Origin of the sequence: Bradyrhizobium ottawaense (assembly GCF_900099825.1) — a bacterium.
Taxonomy (GTDB): Bacteria; Pseudomonadota; Alphaproteobacteria; order Rhizobiales; family Xanthobacteraceae; genus Bradyrhizobium; species Bradyrhizobium ottawaense_A.
Genome location: NZ_LT629693.1, coordinates 1512433 through 1527274 on the forward strand (window position 1 = coordinate 1512433; position 14842 = coordinate 1527274).

Here is a 14842-nt window from a genome sequence, read left to right on the forward strand (position 1 = left end):
ATGCGCAATTGCGCATCGTAGTTCGATGCTTCGCATCGCCCCGGAATGACGGTGGTCTAGTTTACAATCCTCACCGGCAGCGACCTTATCCCGCGGATGAAATTCGAATACAGCCGCTGCGGCGGACCCATGATCTCAAAGCGCAGGTCGCGTTGCAAAATTTCCTCCCAGAGGATGCGGATTTGCTGTTCGGCGAGGCGATCGCCGACGCAGCGGTGGATGCCGGCGCCGAAGGCGAGATGCTGGCGCGGTTTGGCGCGGTCGATGATGAACTGGTCGGCGCGGTCGATCTTGCTCTCGTCGCGGTTGCCGGAGATGTACCACATCACCACCTTGTCGCCCTTGGCGATCCGGCGGCCGGCGAGCTCGACGTCGGCGCGCGCGGTGCGGCGCATGTGCAGCACCGGCGTGTGATGGCGGATGATCTCGGATACGAGATTCGGGACCAGTTCGCGCCGCCCGCGCAGCAATTCGAACTGCTCGGGGTTTTCCACCAGCGCCATCAACCCGCCGGTCATGGAATTGCGGGTGGTGTCGTTGCCGCCGACGATCAGGAGCGCGATGGTGCCGATGAATTCGCGCGCCTGCAGGTTTCGCGTCGCTTCGGAATGCGACAGCATCGAGATCAGGTCGAAAGTGGGCGGCGCCGCCGCGCGGGCGTCCCAGAGTTTTCGGAAATATTCACCCATCCTGGTCAGCTCGGAGACGCGTTCTTCCGACGAATGCACCACCGCATCTGGCGACTCGACATTGGCGATCGCGACGTCGGACCACCAGGTCAGCTTCATGCGGTCTTCCCAGGGAAAATCGAACAGGGTCGCCAGCATCATGTTGGTCAGGTCGGTCGAGACCCGTTCGACCCAGTCGAACGTCTGGTTCCGCGGCAACGCGTCCAGCACGTCGGACGTCCGCTTGCGGATCAGCGGCTCGAAATTGGCGAGATGGGAGGGTGCGACGATTGGCGCGACGGTGCGCCGATGCGCGGTGTGGCCCGGCGGATCCATCCGAATGAAATTGGCGAACTCCTGCCCCAGCGGCTGGTCGGTGATCTGGATACCGCCGAACTCCGAACTCGACGAATAATTGGCGTGATCGAGTTCGACCGCGAAGATGTCGTCGTAGCGCGTCACCGACCAATACGGGCCGAAAGGCGAGGCCTCGCAATAATGCACGGGATCGTCGCGGCGCAGTTGCGAAAACAGCGGCCGCCAGGTGTCGTCCTGATACAGCCGGGGATCGCTGACGTCGATCGAGCTCAGCTTGCGCTGCTGCGCCTGGGCCATCGCTTCGCTCCCCTTGTTCGGTCGCCGCTTCGCGGGCGATCCGGATCCCGACGATAGGGGCAGATGCGGCCCTGAGTAAAGCCGACTTGAGTAAAGCCGGACTGGGCCGGCCGGCGGCAAACCTGCAACCCTGCCACGCGTGACGGCGGGGTTTGTCGGATAGCGCGAGACCGGATAGTTTTGGCGCCAACCACAGCAAAGGGAGTGACGCCAATTCCGGATTACGACGCCATCATCATCGGCGCGGGCATGTCGGGGCTCTACCAGCTTTACCGGCTGCGCGAACAGGGCCTGCGGGTGCGGGTGTTCGAGGCCGGCACCAATGTCGGCGGCACCTGGTACTGGAACCGTTATCCCGGCGCGCGGTTCGATTCGGAAAGCTATTCCTACGGCTACTCGTTTTCGAAGGAATTGCTCGAGGAATGGGACTGGTCCGAGCATTTCGCCGGCCAGCCGGAAACGCTGCGTTATCTCAACCATGTCGCCGACAAGTTCGATCTGCGCCGCGATATCCAGTTCAGCAGCCGGGTTACTGCTGCGACCTTTAATGAGGATTCGCGGGGCTGGACCGTTACGCTCGAGGACGGCAGCAGCTTCGATACGCGGTTCCTGATCACCGCGATCGGCCCGCTGTCGACGCCGACGCTGCCGCGCATCGAGGGGCGCGACGATTTCAAGGGGCAATCGTTCCACACCGCACGATGGCCGCACGAGCCGGTCGACTTCAAGGGCAAGCGCGTCGCCGTGATCGGCACCGGCGCCACCGGCGTGCAGACCATCCAGACCATTGCCGGGCAAGTCGGGCATCTCACCGTATTCCAGCGTACGCCGAACTGGTGCGCGCCGCTGCACAACGGCAAGATCGATGCCGAGACCCAGAAGCAGATCAAGGCCGGCTACCCCGAAATGTTCGCGCGCTGCCAGGAAACCTTCGCCTGTTTCCTGCATACGCCGGATCCGCGCGGCGCCTTCGAGGTTTCCGACAAGGAGCGCGAGGCGTTTTATGAGAAGCTCTATGGCGAACGCGGCTTCGGCATCTGGCAGGGCAATTTCCGCGACATCCTGACCGACCGCAAGGCGAACGCGACGATCTCCGATTTCGTGGCGCGGAAGATCCGCCAGCGGGTGAAGAATCAGGCCGTGGCCGAGAAACTGATTCCCAGGAATCACGGCTTTGGCACCCGCCGGCTGCCGCTGGAGACGTTCTATTACGAAGTCTACAACCGCGACAATGTCGACCTGGTCGACATCACGGAAACGCCGATCGAGCGCATCACGGCCGCGGGTATCAAGACCAGCGCGAGAGAATACGAGTTCGACATCATCATCTATGCCACCGGTTTCGATGCCCTCACCGGCGCTTTCGACAAGATCGACTTCAAGGGCGCCGGCGGCGCGCGGCTGAAGGACAAGTGGAAGAAAGGCCCCGAGACCTATCTCGGCATCATGGTGCACGAATTCCCCAACATGATGATGCTGATGGGGCCGCACACCGCGCTCGGCAATATTCCGCGCAGCATCGAATACAGCGTCGACTGGGTCACCGGGCTGGTGCGGTTTGCGCAAGCCAACCAACTGACACGGCTGGAAGCGACGCCGGAGGGCGTCGAGTCCTGGACCGATCACGTCAAGGCGCTCGGGGTCGGGCTGTTGTCGAATGAGGTCAACTCCTGGATGACCGGCATCAATTCCAACGTCGAGGGCAAGCAGACCCGCATCATCGCCCGCTACAGCGGCAGCGCGCCGGCCTACCGCGCGCGATGCGACGAGGTCGCGGCGAAGGGGTATGCGGAGTTGCGGCTGGGGTAACTTTTTGTCGTCCCGGCGAAGGCCGGGACCCATAACCACCGATCTTGATCGGGAATAACGCTGCCGCTCCATCCTGCTTCATCACGGGCATCGGTGGTTATGGGTCCCGGATCGCGTTCGCTGCGCTCACTTGTCCGGGACGACGAAAATTATTCCCGCGGCGCGATACGCCCGGAGTTTTGCAAGCTGGTAGCCCGGATGAGCGCAGCGACATCCGGGGCGGTGTTGGAGTGGTCCCGGATATCGCTTCGCTCATCCGGGCTACGAAGTCTTCCCGTCATTGCGAGCGAAGCGAAGCAATCCATCTTGCGGCTTGAAGAAAGAATGAATTGCTTCGTCGCTTCGCTCCTCGCAATGACGCAAACTACCACGCGTCAATGCAGGGCCGCTTGCGGTGACTGCGCGGCTCGGGCTTCGGCACCGAGCGCAGGCCGGACATGATCCAGTGCCTGGTATCGGCGGGATCGATCACCTCGTCGATCTCCAGCACCGAAGCGATCGAGACCGCCTTGCCGTTGGCGTACATCTCGGCGACCTTGGCCTTGTACCAGTTCTCGCGTTCGACCGGATCGGCGATCGCTTCCATCTCCTTGCGGAAGCCGAGCCGGACGTAGCCTTCCAGGCCCATGCCGCCGAACTCGCCGGTCGGCCAGGCCACGGTGAAGAACGAGGCGTGAAAGCCGCCGCCGATCATGGATTGCGCGCCGAGCCCATAGCCCTTGCGCAGTACGATGCCGAACAACGGTACGGTGAGGCTGGCGCCGGTCACGAACATGCGCGCGACATGGCGCACGATCGCGGTCTTTTCCGCCTCGGGGCCGACCATGAAGCCCGGCGTGTCGCACAAGGACACGATCGGGATATCGAAGGCGTCGCAAAGCTGCAGGAAGCGCGCGGCCTTGTCGCCGGCCGCCGCATCGATGGCGCCCCCGAGATGCTTCGGGTTGTTGGCGATCAGGCCGAACGGCTTGCCCTCGATGCGGATGAACGCCGTGATCATGCCGACGCCGAAGTCGCGGCGGATTTCCAGCACCGAGCCCTCGTCGGCGACGAGATCGATCACGGTCCTGATGTCGTAGACCCGCAGGCGGTTTTCCGGAATCGCCCGCCGCAACAGGCGCTGGTCCGGCGCTTTCCAGTCGCTGACCGCACCCTGAAAATAAGACAGATATTTCTGTGCGACCGAAGTTGCCTCTTCCTCGTCCTCCACCAGGATATCGATCACGCCATTGGGCGACTGGAACGATACCGGGCCGACTTCGGCCGGGTGGTAGACGCCGAGGCCGCCGCCCTCGATCATCGCCGGGCCGCCCATGCCGATCGACGCATTTTTCGTCGCGATGATGACGTCGCAGCAGCCGAGCATCGCGGCATTGCCTGCAAAGCAATAGCCCGAAACCACGCCGATGACCGGTACCAGCCCCGACAGTTTGGCGAACTGCACGAACGACGGCCCGTCGAGGCCGGTCAGGCCGAGCCGGTCGGTATCGCCGGGGCGGCCGCCGCCGCCTTCGGCATAGAACACCAGCGGCAGCTTCCACTGCTCGGCAAGGCCCAGCATGCGGTCGATCTTCTTGTGGTTCATGTGGCCCTGGGTGCCGGCCAGCACGGTGTAGTCGTAGGAGATCACCATGCAGCGCGCGCCCTCGGCGCCGAATTTGTCCGCATTCACGGTGGCGACGCCGGAGATCAGGCCGTCGGCCGGCGTGTTCATGATGAGATCGTCGACCTTGCGCCGGCGGCGTTGCGCCGCGATCGCCAGCGAACCGTATTCGACGAACGAGCCGTCGTCGACCAGCTGGGCGACGTTCTCGCGCGCCGTGCGCTGGTTGGTCTTGCGGCGGCGCTCGACCGAGGCCGGGCGGTTCTCATCGAGCGTGATGGCGTGGCGCGCGATCAGTTCGGCAAGATCCGGGCGGATGTGATCGAGGTCGACGGTCTCTTCCTCCGCCACGTCGTGGGCATCGATCTCGGCGGGTTCGAGATACAGGATCGCCTCGTCCTGCATCAGGGTGACACCGACACCGGCAATCACCTTGGTCACCTTGCCGCCATGCGGCGCCGTCACCAGATGCTCCATCTTCATGGATTCGAGCACGGCGATCTGCTGGCCGGGACGCACCAGGTCCCCTTCCCGCACCTCGATCGCGACGATGGTGCCCTGCAGCGGCGCGGGCACGGCAACGGAGCCTGCCGGGCCCGTCGTCGATATGTCGGTCTTGGGCACGCCATTCTCCGCCGCGCTGCCGGCATCGGCAAGCAACGTCTCCGCTGTGGTTTCCCTGGCGGCGCCGACCAACTCGGCGGCATGCGCATCGATGAAACCGGTGCTGACATGGTTGGCGGCGAAATCCGGATGCGCCAGGATCGCAGCCAGGAACGGAATATTGGTGGCGACGCCGCCGATCCGGAACTCGCGCAGTGTCCGCTGCGCCTTTTGCACCACGTCGGTCCATTTCCCGCCCGCCGAATGCACGATCACTTTCGCCAGCAGCGAGTCAAAAGCGGCGCTGGTCTTGTAGCCGGAATAGCCGAAGGTATCGACGCGGACGCCGGGGCCGGACGGCAGGTCGAACATCGACAGCGTGCCACCGGTCGGCTTGGTGGCTCCGGTCTCGTCCATCACCTCCATGTTGATGCGAAGCTGCATGGCATAGCCGCGCGGCTTCGGGATATAGGCCTGCGCGAGGCCGAGTGAGCCCAGCGTGGCGCCGGCCGCGACTGCAAGCTGCGCCTGCACCAGATCGACGCCCAGCACCGCCTCGGTGACGGTATGCTCGACCTGAAGCCGCGGATTGGCCTCGATGAAGGCGAACGCCTTGTCGTCGCCCCCAACTTTTCCCTGGGCCTCGTTATCGACCAGGAATTCGAAGGTGCCGAGATTGCCGTAATTCGCGGCCGCCGCCAGCTCCTTGGCGGCATCGATGATGCGCGAACGCAAGGCCTCGGTCAGCGACGGGCTCGGCGCCACCTCGATCAGTTTCTGGTTGCGGCGCTGGATCGTGCATTCGCGTTCCCAGAGATGGCTGATCGCGCCGTGCTGGTCGCAGATGATCTGCACTTCGATGTGGCGGGCGTTGCGGATGAGGCGCTCGACATAGACGCCGTCGCTGCCGAAGGCCGCTTTGGCTTCGGACTGGCAGCGCGCATAGGCCTCTTCCAGTTTTGATGCGTCATCGACGATGCGCATACCGCGGCCGCCGCCACCGGCGATGGCCTTGATCATCACGGCGGCGCCGTCGCCTAACCCGGCGAAGAAGGCCTTGACGTCGTCGAGGCTGGTCGCCCCCTCGGTGCCCTCGATGACGGGCACGCCGCATTGCTTCGCCAGCGCCTTGGCTTGTCCCTTGTCGCCGAACAAATCGAGCGCCTCGGGCGACGGGCCGATGAAGACAATGCCCTCTTCGGCGCAGCGCCGCGCCAGCGCGGAGTTCTCGCTGAGGAAACCGTAGCCGGGATGCAGCGCATCGCAGCCGGTCGCCTTCGCCGCTGATATCACGGCCTCGATATCGAGATAGGCGCGCGCGCCCCGCCCCGGGATTTCATGGGCGGCATCGGCGCTGCGGACATGCAGCGACAGCGCGTCGTCGGCCGGATAGACCGCGACCGTCGCAAGGCCCGCTTCGCCCGCGGCCCGCGCGATCCGAATGGCGATCTCGCCGCGGTTGGCGATCAGCAGTTTCTGAAAGGACATGAATGCTTCCGTTTGGGCTAATTAGCGTAACAACTGGCGATCATGCGAGGTCTGTTCACCTCGCCCCGCTTGCGGGGAGAGGTGAAGGAAGCGCGGCTGCCGACTCGAAAAATCATCACGATACCCTAGCGATCTCTCATGGTCGGATCGAGCACGATGCGCAGGGATTCGCCGAGGGCATTGAATGCCAACGAGACTACCAGAATGGCAAGCCCCGGCGCGTACATTTGCTCGGGCGCGATCTCCATATACTGGTAGGCGCGGGCCAGCATGGCGCCCCAGCTCGGATTCGGTGGCTGGATACCAAGGCCGAGGAAGCTGAGGCTGGCCTCCGCCAGCAGCGCCGCCGCCAGCAGCAGGGTCACCTGCACGATGACCGGCTGCAACGCGTTCGGCAGCACATGCTTCCACAGGATGTGCCAGGCCGGGGCGCCGAAGCACCTGGAGGCATCGACATAAAGCTCCTGCCGCACGATCAGCGTCCGGGCGCGAACGATCCGTGCCAGCGCCGGGAACATCACGATGCCGACCGCGATCATGCCGTTGGTGAGCCCGATGCCGAGCGCGCCGGTGACGGCGATGGCGAGCACGATGGCCGGAAACGAGAGAAAGGTGTCGATGACCCGGCTGATGATGTCGTCGATCCAGCCGCCGAAGAAACCGGCGGCGAGGCCGACCGGCAGGCCGATCGCGACCGCGACCCCGACCGCGAGCAGGCTGGCATAGACGGTCGCGGGCGCACCGTAGATCAGGCGGCTAAAAATATCGCGGCCGAGGTCGTCGGTGCCGAGCAGATGTTGCGGCCCGGGCGCCGCCAGCATGTTGTTGATGTCCTGCGCGGTCGGCGCATAGGGCGCGATCCAGGGCGCGCCGATCGCGACGATGACCAGCGCCAGCAGCACCAGGATCGCCAGCGCCGCGCGCAGGTCACCGGCCAGCCAGCGAAACAGACGCTGCAGCCGGCCCGGTTCGGCCACAGGTTTCGGCGTCGCGAGCGACAGGTCCGTCATTGCTCGATCCTCGGATCGACGGCGGCGCATAAGAGATCGGCGATCAGGTTGACCGCGATGACCACGATGACCATCGCGAACACCACGCCCTGCACGATCGGAAAATCGCGCGCGATGGCGCCGCGCACGATCAGGCTACCAAGGCCGGGAATCGCAAACACCGCCTCGATCACGACCGTGGCCGCCAGCATGCGGTTGACGAGGAGGCTGATGATGGTGAACAGGTTGACGCTGACATTCTTCAGGCCGTGCTGCCAGAGGATGCGCGACATCGACAAGCCCTTGGCGTGCAGGGTGCGGACATATTGCGACGACAGCACTTCCAGCAGCGAGCCGCGCAACTGCCGCGCCACTTCCGCCATGCCATAGGCCGCAATCGCGATGCCGGGCAGCAGCGCGTGGCGGATCGCCTCGAGCGGCGACGCGCTGAACGACTTGGCGCCGGTCGCCGGCAGCCAGTTCAGCTTCAGCGAAATCTCGGCGACCAGGATCATCGCCAGCCAGAAGCCGGGAATGGCGACGCCGAACGAGGCGATCAGGCTGACCGTCTTGTCGATCCAACCGTTCGGCTTGATCGCGGCGATCACGCCCATCGGAATGCCCGTCACCAGCGCCAGCACCAGCGCGATCGCCACGATCAAGAGCGTGTTGGGAAAGGCGCGGCCGATCGAGGTCGCGACCTTCTCGCCGGTCAAGAGCGATTGCGAGAGATCGCCCTGCACGACATGGCCGAGCCAGGTGCCATACTGCACCAGGAACGGCCGGTCGAGGCCGTACAATTTCCGGATCTCGGTAATACGGCTGTCGGTGGCGTTGTCGCCGGCCAGCGTCACCGCGATGTCGCCCGGCACCAATTTGAGCAGCGCGAACACCATGAAGGTCGCGAGCAGGATGACCGGCAACGCCTGCAGCAGGCGGCCGCCGATCACCCTGGCCGGACTTCGTCGCGCCATGAACTAGCTCTCCAGCCAGACGTCGTCGTATTTCGGCTTGCCCAACAGATTGGGCCTGTAGCCTTGCACCTTCTTGTTCATCGCCACCAGCTCGAACTGGAACGCGAGCGGCAGCACGAAGGCATTTTCCATCACCAGCCGCTGCACCGTCGCAAACGCCTTGGCTCGCGTCTCGATGTCTTCCGATGCCCGCGATTCCTTGATCGCGGCTTCGAGTTCCGGCGGCACCGGCGCGCGGCCGCCATTGTAGTAGGCGTCCTTGGTGAACATCAGCGAGTAAGTGAGGCTCGGATCGGGACGGCCGGTCCAGGCCGCGAGCAGGCCCGAGTTGCGCTTCTCGGGGCCGAAGAACGCGGCGGACGCCTCCGCGATCGGCGAGTTGACGAACTTCACGTTCATCCCTGCCTTGCGGAACATCTCGATCAGGATTTCCTGGCGCTGCACTGAATCCTGATCGTTGTAGCCACCGATCTCGATCACGGTGCCTTCCTTGAAGCCGGCCTCGGCGAGCAGCTTGCGCGCTCTGTCGGGATCATAAGGGTAGAGTGCGGCAACCGACTTGTCGTAGGCCCAATGCGCCTTCGGCAGGTTCATGTAAGCGGGCTCGGCAAGACCGGCGAGCGCGGCCTTGACGAAAGCCTCGCGGTCGACGGCGAAATTGAACGCCTGCCGCACCTTGATGTTGTCGAACGGCGGTTTTGCCCAGTTCAGGAAGATCTGGAACACGTAAAGCGTCGGCCCGTTGAAGACCTTGACCGAGGGAACGCGGTCCATGATCGCCTTCTGGCGCGGCGGCAACTGGTAAATCAGGTCGTTCTGGCCGGCGGTGACCGAGCGCGCGCCGGTGGTCAGTTCCGGAATGATCGAGAACTCGATGCCGTCAGGATAGGGACGGTTCGACTTCCAGTATTTCTCGTTGCGCTTGATGACGATCTTTTCGCCGTCGGCCCAACTCACGAAGGCATAGGCGCCGGCGCCGACCGGCGTGCGGTTGAGGGTCCCGGCGGAAGCTGCCTTCACGGCCGTCGGCGATACCATCATGCCGGCACGGTCGGACAGAATGCCGGGCAACGCCGCGTCGGGCGTGCTCAGCTTCAGCGTCACCTGCATCGGGCCGGTCACCTCGGCCGAGGCCATCGAGGCGAGATCGGCCTTGATGTTGGACTTCGCGTCGCTCTTGTTGCGCTCGAGGTTGAACTTGACGGCTTCAGCGTCGAGCGGCGTGCCATCGTGGAAGGTGACGCCGGCGCGGATGTTGAGCACCAGCGTATTCGGGTCGGTGAACTTCCAGCTCTCGGCGAGGCCGGGCTTGGGCTTCAGCGTCTCAAAATCCCATTCGGTCAGCGTGTCGTACATCGTGAACAGGAAGGCGTGATCCGAGCCGGCGCCGCCGGTGGCGGGATCGAGGCTCGACGGATTGGCCGGTGCCGAGATGCGCAAGATGCCGCCACGCTTCGGCGTGGCTTGCGCGAAGGCGTTGCCGCCGAGGGCCGTTCCAGCGAGCGCGCCAGTCATCAGCGCCATCAGCTCGCGTCGGGTGGTGTGGGTCATGAAAATCCTCCGGCAGTTTCTTGAGTTAGTTCGGCGAAAAATTCGGGAGGCCGGCAAAATGGCAGGCGACCCAGTGATCGGGCAACAGCTCGCGCCAGTCCGGCGTCTTCTCGGCGCAAAGATTTTGCGCGTACTGGCAGCGGGTGCGGAACCGGCACCCCGACGGCGGATCGATCGGACTCGGGATTTCACCCTGCAGCATGATCCTGGCAGCGCCCCGCATGGTCGACGGCAACGGCCGCGGTTCGGCCGACAGCAGCGCCTGGGTATAGGGATGCAGCGGCTTCTCCGAGACCTGCTCCGTGGGCCCGAGTTCGACAAACCGTCCGAGATACATCACCGCGATGCGCTCGCTGATATGCGACACCACGGCGAGATCGTGGGTGATGAAGACGTAGGTCAGCCCGAGGTCGCGCTGCAGCTCGGCGAACAAATTGAGCACGTCGCCGCGGATCGACATATCCAGCGCCGCCACCACCTCGTCGCAGACGATCAGCTTCGGCCGCAACGTCAGCGCCCGCGCGATCACCACGCGCTGCTTCTGGCCGCCGGACAACTGATGCGGATAACGCGCGCCGATATCCGGCGGCAGGCCGACGCGGTCGAGCGCCTCGCGGGCCCGCGTCAATCGTTCGGCTTTGGTGCCGGCGCGCGCCAGTTCCAGCGGCTCCAGCACCGAGGACAGGATCGTCATGCGCGGGTTGAGCGCCGCGTTGGGGTCCTGAAAGATGATCTGGTAGTCGCGGCGGTGGCTTTGAAATTGCCTGCGCGGCATTGCCAGCGGATCGACGCCGTTGTGCAGGATGGCACCCGCACTGGGCTTCAGCAGAAACACCAGCGCGCGGCCGATCGTGGTCTTGCCCGATCCGGATTCGCCGATGATGCCGAAGGTCTCGCCGCGGCGGACGTCGAAATCGACGCCGTCAACCGCCTTCACGGTAGAACGGCGGTCGCCGGTCTGGAACTGGACCTGCAGATCGCGCACCGAAACGATGGCGTCGTTGGCGGCCGGCGCGCTCATGGCCGGGCGACCATGGCCGCGATCGGCGCTGTAGCCGCATGCTGCAGCGCGCCGGGCAGATCGAGTTCGGCAAAGCGCCAGCAGCGCACCTTGCGGCCACCGCCCGCATCGCGCAGTTCCTGCTCGGCTTCGCAGCTCTCGACGGCATGCGGACAGCGCGCCTTGAAACGGCAGCCGTTCGGCATGTCCGCAATCGAAGGTACTCTACCCGGGATCGACGGCAGCTTGCCGTGGCGCGGACTCAAATGTGGCAGCGAGCGGAGGAGTCCGGACGTATAGGGATGCAGCGGCCGCACTAGCGCGGCGTCGACGCTGGCGTCCTCGATCACCTCCCCGGCATACATCGTGATCATGCGGGTGCAGGTCTCGGCAACGACGCCGAGGTCGTGCGTGATCAGCATCAGCGCGGTGTTCGAAGTCTCGCTGAGGTCGCGCAGCAGTTCGAGGATCTGCGCCTGCACGGTGACGTCGAGCGCCGTGGTCGGCTCGTCCGCGATCAGCAGTTGCGGACCGCAGATCAACGCGGCCGCGATCATCACCCGCTGGCGCATGCCGCCGGACAATTGATGCGGGTAATCGTCGATGCGCCGCTCTGGCGAGGCAATGCCGACGCGACGCAGCATGTCGAGGATCTTCGCCCTCGCCTCCTCCTTGCTGACGCCGGTATGGATGCGCAGGGTCTCGGCAATCTGGTGGCCGACGGTGAACACCGGATCGAGCGCGCTCATCGGCTCCTGGAAGATCATGGCGATGCGCCGGCCGCGGATCGCGCGCATGGCGCGGTCAGAGCATGTGGCGAGATCGACCCCGTCGAACCAGATCGAACCGTCGAGGCCGGCCATATTGTTCGGCAATAGCCGCAGGATCGAGAGACCGGTGATGGTCTTGCCGCAACCGCTTTCGCCGACGATCCCGACGCGCTCGCCCGGCGCAATGTCAAAATCGATCTTGCGCGTCGCCTGCCAGACGCCTTGCGAGGTCTTGAAGCGGATACCGAGGCCGCGCACCGACATCAGCGCCTGCGGGCTAACCGCAACCGCTTCCGCCTCGCGCTGTGCCGGCCCCGCCGTTGCCATCAGCCTGCCGCCCGCTTTTTCTCTTTCACGAGCTGCTCTTCCATCAGCATCTCGGTGCCGATGATGCCGTCGCGCGTGAGCTTGATAATCTCGGCCTCCGACAACCCGAGCAGGCCGCCGAGGATTTCGCGGTTATGCTCGCCCAGCGTCGGCGGCGCGCTGCGGATAGCGAACGGCGCGTTAGACTCACGAAATGGCATCGACGGCTGCGGATGTTTGCCGATGAAGGCGCGATCGACCTCTTGGATGAACCCGCGCGCATGCAATTGCGGGTCGTCCAGCAGCTCGATCGGCAGCCGTGCCACACCCGCAGCGATACCCGCTGCCTGCAACGCCGTCATCGCCGCTTCCGGATCCCGCGCGGATGTCCAGGCCGCAATCGCGGCCTCGATCTCGCTCTCGATCGCACGCCGCCCGGCGGCGGTTTTCAGCTTCACGTCGGAGGCCCAGTCGGCTCGGCCGAGCAAGGTCGCCAGCTTTGGCCACATCGCGTCGCGGGAAACCGCGACCATGATCCAGTTGTCGGAACCTGAGCAGGGGAAACAGCCATGCGGCACGAAATCCGGATGACGGTTGCCGTATTTCACCGGCGCCCTGCCGTCGATCGAATGCGCGGTGATCCAGGGTGCAGCAAACGGCATCATGCATTCGATCTGCGCGAGATCGATGAACTGGCCCTTGCCGGTCAGTTTGGCGTGGATCAGCGCGGTGAGAACGGCAGCGCAACCGTTGAGGCCACCGACGGCATCGCCGAACGCAGTATGGCTCATGACCGGCGGACCGAGGGGATCGCCGACCACGCTCGGCAGCCCTGAGCCCTGCTCCAAAGTCGAGCCATAAGCGCGACAATCGCGATGCGCGCTGCCGGCGCCGAAGGCCGACATCGACATCATGACGAGCTTTGGATTGAGCTTGCTCAGCACGTCGTAGCCGAGACCCATTTTCGGCAGCACCTCGACCGAATAATTGTCGACCACGAGATCGGCGTCGGCCAAGAGACGCTTGGCGAGCGCCAGGCCCTGCGGCCGGGTCAGGTCGAGCGTGATGCCGCGCTTGTTGCGGTTCATGATGCAGTAGCGGATGGACTTTTCGTACATCTGCTCCTGGACATAGGCCCGGCGGCGGTCGACGCCGCGCCACCAGTCCGGATATTGCGTGGCCTCGATCTTGATGACGTCGGCACCGAGATCGGCCAGCGTGCGCGTGCAGACCGGACCGGCCCAGCCCATCGAGAAATCAACGACACGAATGCCTTCGAGCGGCAGGCGGTTGTGCCCCTGCGACGCGGGCGTCGTTGCATGGGCGGTCTCGGTGACATGGGCGCTGCCCAGCATCTGCTCGCCGATATCGGGAACCGCACCGCCCCTGCGCGGCGGCGTTCCCGTCAGGCGCTGCATCGAACCGGCCGTGAAACCGCCCTCGTCGCCGATCATGACAGGCACAATGGCGCCACGCGCCTTCTTTTCCTCATCGGCGACGAGGTCGGCGATTTCGGGCACCGGCACGATCGGAATCTTGCGGCGCAGGCCTTCCGCGAACCATTCCTGCGCGGTACGCGTCTTCAGCTTCGGGATGAATAGGCTCTCGATGACCTCAACATGCTGCAGGCGGTCGACACCGAGGAACAGCGACGCGTCGTCGCGCAACTCGGGCAATCCCAGCATCTCGCAGAACGAACGCCATTGCGCCGGGGTCACCGTGGTGACGCCGAGCCGGCCTTGTTTGGTCTCGTAGATGCCGACCGGAAAGGTCGGCCAGAACCGGTTGACGCCGATCCGCCGCATGATGTCGCCGCGCGAGAACGCCTCGAACATGATGTATTCGGTGACGGCAATGGAGGATTCAAAGATGCTCAGGCGGCTACTGCGGCCGCGCCCATCCTGCATCCGCCCCAGCACCGACGAAGCGGCGGCGATGAAACCCCAGAGGCCGGCGAAGATGCCGGTCTGGAAATCCGGCGCATGCATGGGCGTCCCCTCGGAGGGGCCGACCAGTTTGACGAGGCCGACCAGCGCACGGATCGTGGAGTCCGTCGCCTCGAATTTGGCGTAGGGCCCCTCGCCGCCGAACCAGCTCGCCTCGAGATGAGTGAGGCCGGGATGACGCCGCTTGAGTTCGGCGAGATCGATCGCGGGACAATCTGCCGCATCGACGTCGCGGCCGTCGAGCAGAATGTCGCAGCCGCGGATCAGCTCGGTCAGGCGCGAAGATGCGTTCCGGTCATTCGGATCGAGCGCGATACTCGACTTGTTGAAATTCAGAAACGCAAACCACGCGCTGTTGCCCTTCGGCGTCAACGGCGCGGCGCGGCGCAGCGGATCCCCCGCCGGCGGTTCGATTTTCTGGACGGTGGCGCCGAAATCGGCGAACAAGCGGGCGCAATAGCTGGTTGCAGCTGCGCTCCCGATCTCGACAATCCGCAGATGCGACAACGCGCCCATTACG

Annotated in this window: 9 protein-coding genes; 1 reads left to right on the top strand and 8 read right to left on the bottom strand. The window is 64.7% G+C overall.

Annotated elements, in window-relative coordinates:
- Positions 1 to 56 precede the first annotated feature (56 nt).
- Positions 57 to 1283, bottom strand: coding sequence for a cytochrome P450 (locus BLR13_RS07115; protein ID WP_074825975.1), 1227 nt, complete (start codon positions 1281 to 1283; stop codon positions 57 to 59).
- Positions 1284 to 1487: 204 nt separating this feature from the next.
- On the opposite strand from BLR13_RS07115, the gene BLR13_RS07120 reads away from it, so the two are divergent.
- Positions 1488 to 3092: a flavin-containing monooxygenase gene (locus BLR13_RS07120; protein ID WP_244525113.1), complete on the top strand. Its 1605-nt coding sequence runs from the start codon at positions 1488 to 1490 to the stop codon at positions 3090 to 3092.
- Between the two features lie 364 nt (positions 3093 to 3456).
- Here BLR13_RS07120 and BLR13_RS07125 read toward each other — a convergent pair whose 3' ends face one another.
- The 7 genes from BLR13_RS07125 to BLR13_RS07155 all read right to left on the bottom strand — a co-directional run bounded on the left by BLR13_RS07125 (position 3457) and on the right by BLR13_RS07155 (position 14838).
- Entirely contained in the window at positions 3457 to 6786 is a 3330-nt protein-coding gene (locus BLR13_RS07125; protein ID WP_074825969.1) for a carboxyl transferase domain-containing protein, read from the bottom strand.
- Positions 6787 to 6911: 125 nt separating this feature from the next.
- A complete protein-coding gene (locus tag BLR13_RS07130; RefSeq protein WP_074825967.1) occupies positions 6912 to 7796 on the bottom strand; it encodes an ABC transporter permease in 885 nt (294 codons plus the stop codon).
- Entirely contained in the window at positions 7793 to 8749 is a 957-nt protein-coding gene (locus BLR13_RS07135) for an ABC transporter permease (protein ID WP_074825963.1), read from the bottom strand. The genes BLR13_RS07130 and BLR13_RS07135 overlap by 4 nt, the downstream gene beginning before the upstream one ends.
- Positions 8750 to 8752: 3 nt before the next feature.
- Positions 8753 to 10300, bottom strand: a complete 1548-nt coding sequence (locus BLR13_RS07140; protein WP_074825960.1) for an ABC transporter substrate-binding protein — start codon at positions 10298 to 10300, stop codon at positions 8753 to 8755.
- 25 nt (positions 10301 to 10325) lie between these two features.
- The gene (locus BLR13_RS07145) at positions 10326 to 11321 is read right to left on the bottom strand and encodes an ABC transporter ATP-binding protein (RefSeq protein ID WP_074825957.1); all 996 of its coding nucleotides are present in this window, start codon (positions 11319 to 11321) and stop codon (positions 10326 to 10328) included.
- Complete coding sequence (locus BLR13_RS07150) at positions 11318 to 12397, bottom strand: ABC transporter ATP-binding protein (RefSeq protein WP_074825954.1); 1080 nt, start codon at positions 12395 to 12397, stop codon at positions 11318 to 11320. Before BLR13_RS07150 ends, BLR13_RS07145 begins: the two co-directional genes overlap by 4 nt.
- On the bottom strand, positions 12397 to 14838 hold the full coding sequence (locus BLR13_RS07155; RefSeq protein ID WP_074825951.1) for a CaiB/BaiF CoA transferase family protein: 2442 nt from the start codon (positions 14836 to 14838) through the stop codon (positions 12397 to 12399). Before BLR13_RS07155 ends, BLR13_RS07150 begins: the two co-directional genes overlap by 1 nt.
- Positions 14839 to 14842: the final 4 nt, after the last annotated feature.

What these genes read in the sequence shown, in the direction of transcription:
- BLR13_RS07115 (WP_074825975.1), bottom strand. Translation starts at nt 1,283, where the DNA reads ATGGCCCAGGCGCAGCAGCGCAAGCTGAGCTCGATCGACGTCAGCGAT.
- BLR13_RS07130 (WP_074825967.1), bottom strand. Translation starts at nt 7,796, where the DNA reads ATGACGGACCTGTCGCTCGCGACGCCGAAACCTGTGGCCGAACCGGGC.
- BLR13_RS07140 (WP_074825960.1), bottom strand. Translation starts at nt 10,300, where the DNA reads ATGACCCACACCACCCGACGCGAGCTGATGGCGCTGATGACTGGCGCG.
- BLR13_RS07135 (WP_074825963.1), bottom strand. Translation starts at nt 8,749, where the DNA reads ATGGCGCGACGAAGTCCGGCCAGGGTGATCGGCGGCCGCCTGCTGCAG.
- BLR13_RS07125 (WP_074825969.1), bottom strand. Translation starts at nt 6,786, where the DNA reads ATGTCCTTTCAGAAACTGCTGATCGCCAACCGCGGCGAGATCGCCATT.
- BLR13_RS07150 (WP_074825954.1), bottom strand. Translation starts at nt 12,397, where the DNA reads ATGGCAACGGCGGGGCCGGCACAGCGCGAGGCGGAAGCGGTTGCGGTT.
- BLR13_RS07145 (WP_074825957.1), bottom strand. Translation starts at nt 11,321, where the DNA reads ATGAGCGCGCCGGCCGCCAACGACGCCATCGTTTCGGTGCGCGATCTG.
- BLR13_RS07155 (WP_074825951.1), bottom strand. Translation starts at nt 14,838, where the DNA reads ATGGGCGCGTTGTCGCATCTGCGGATTGTCGAGATCGGGAGCGCAGCT.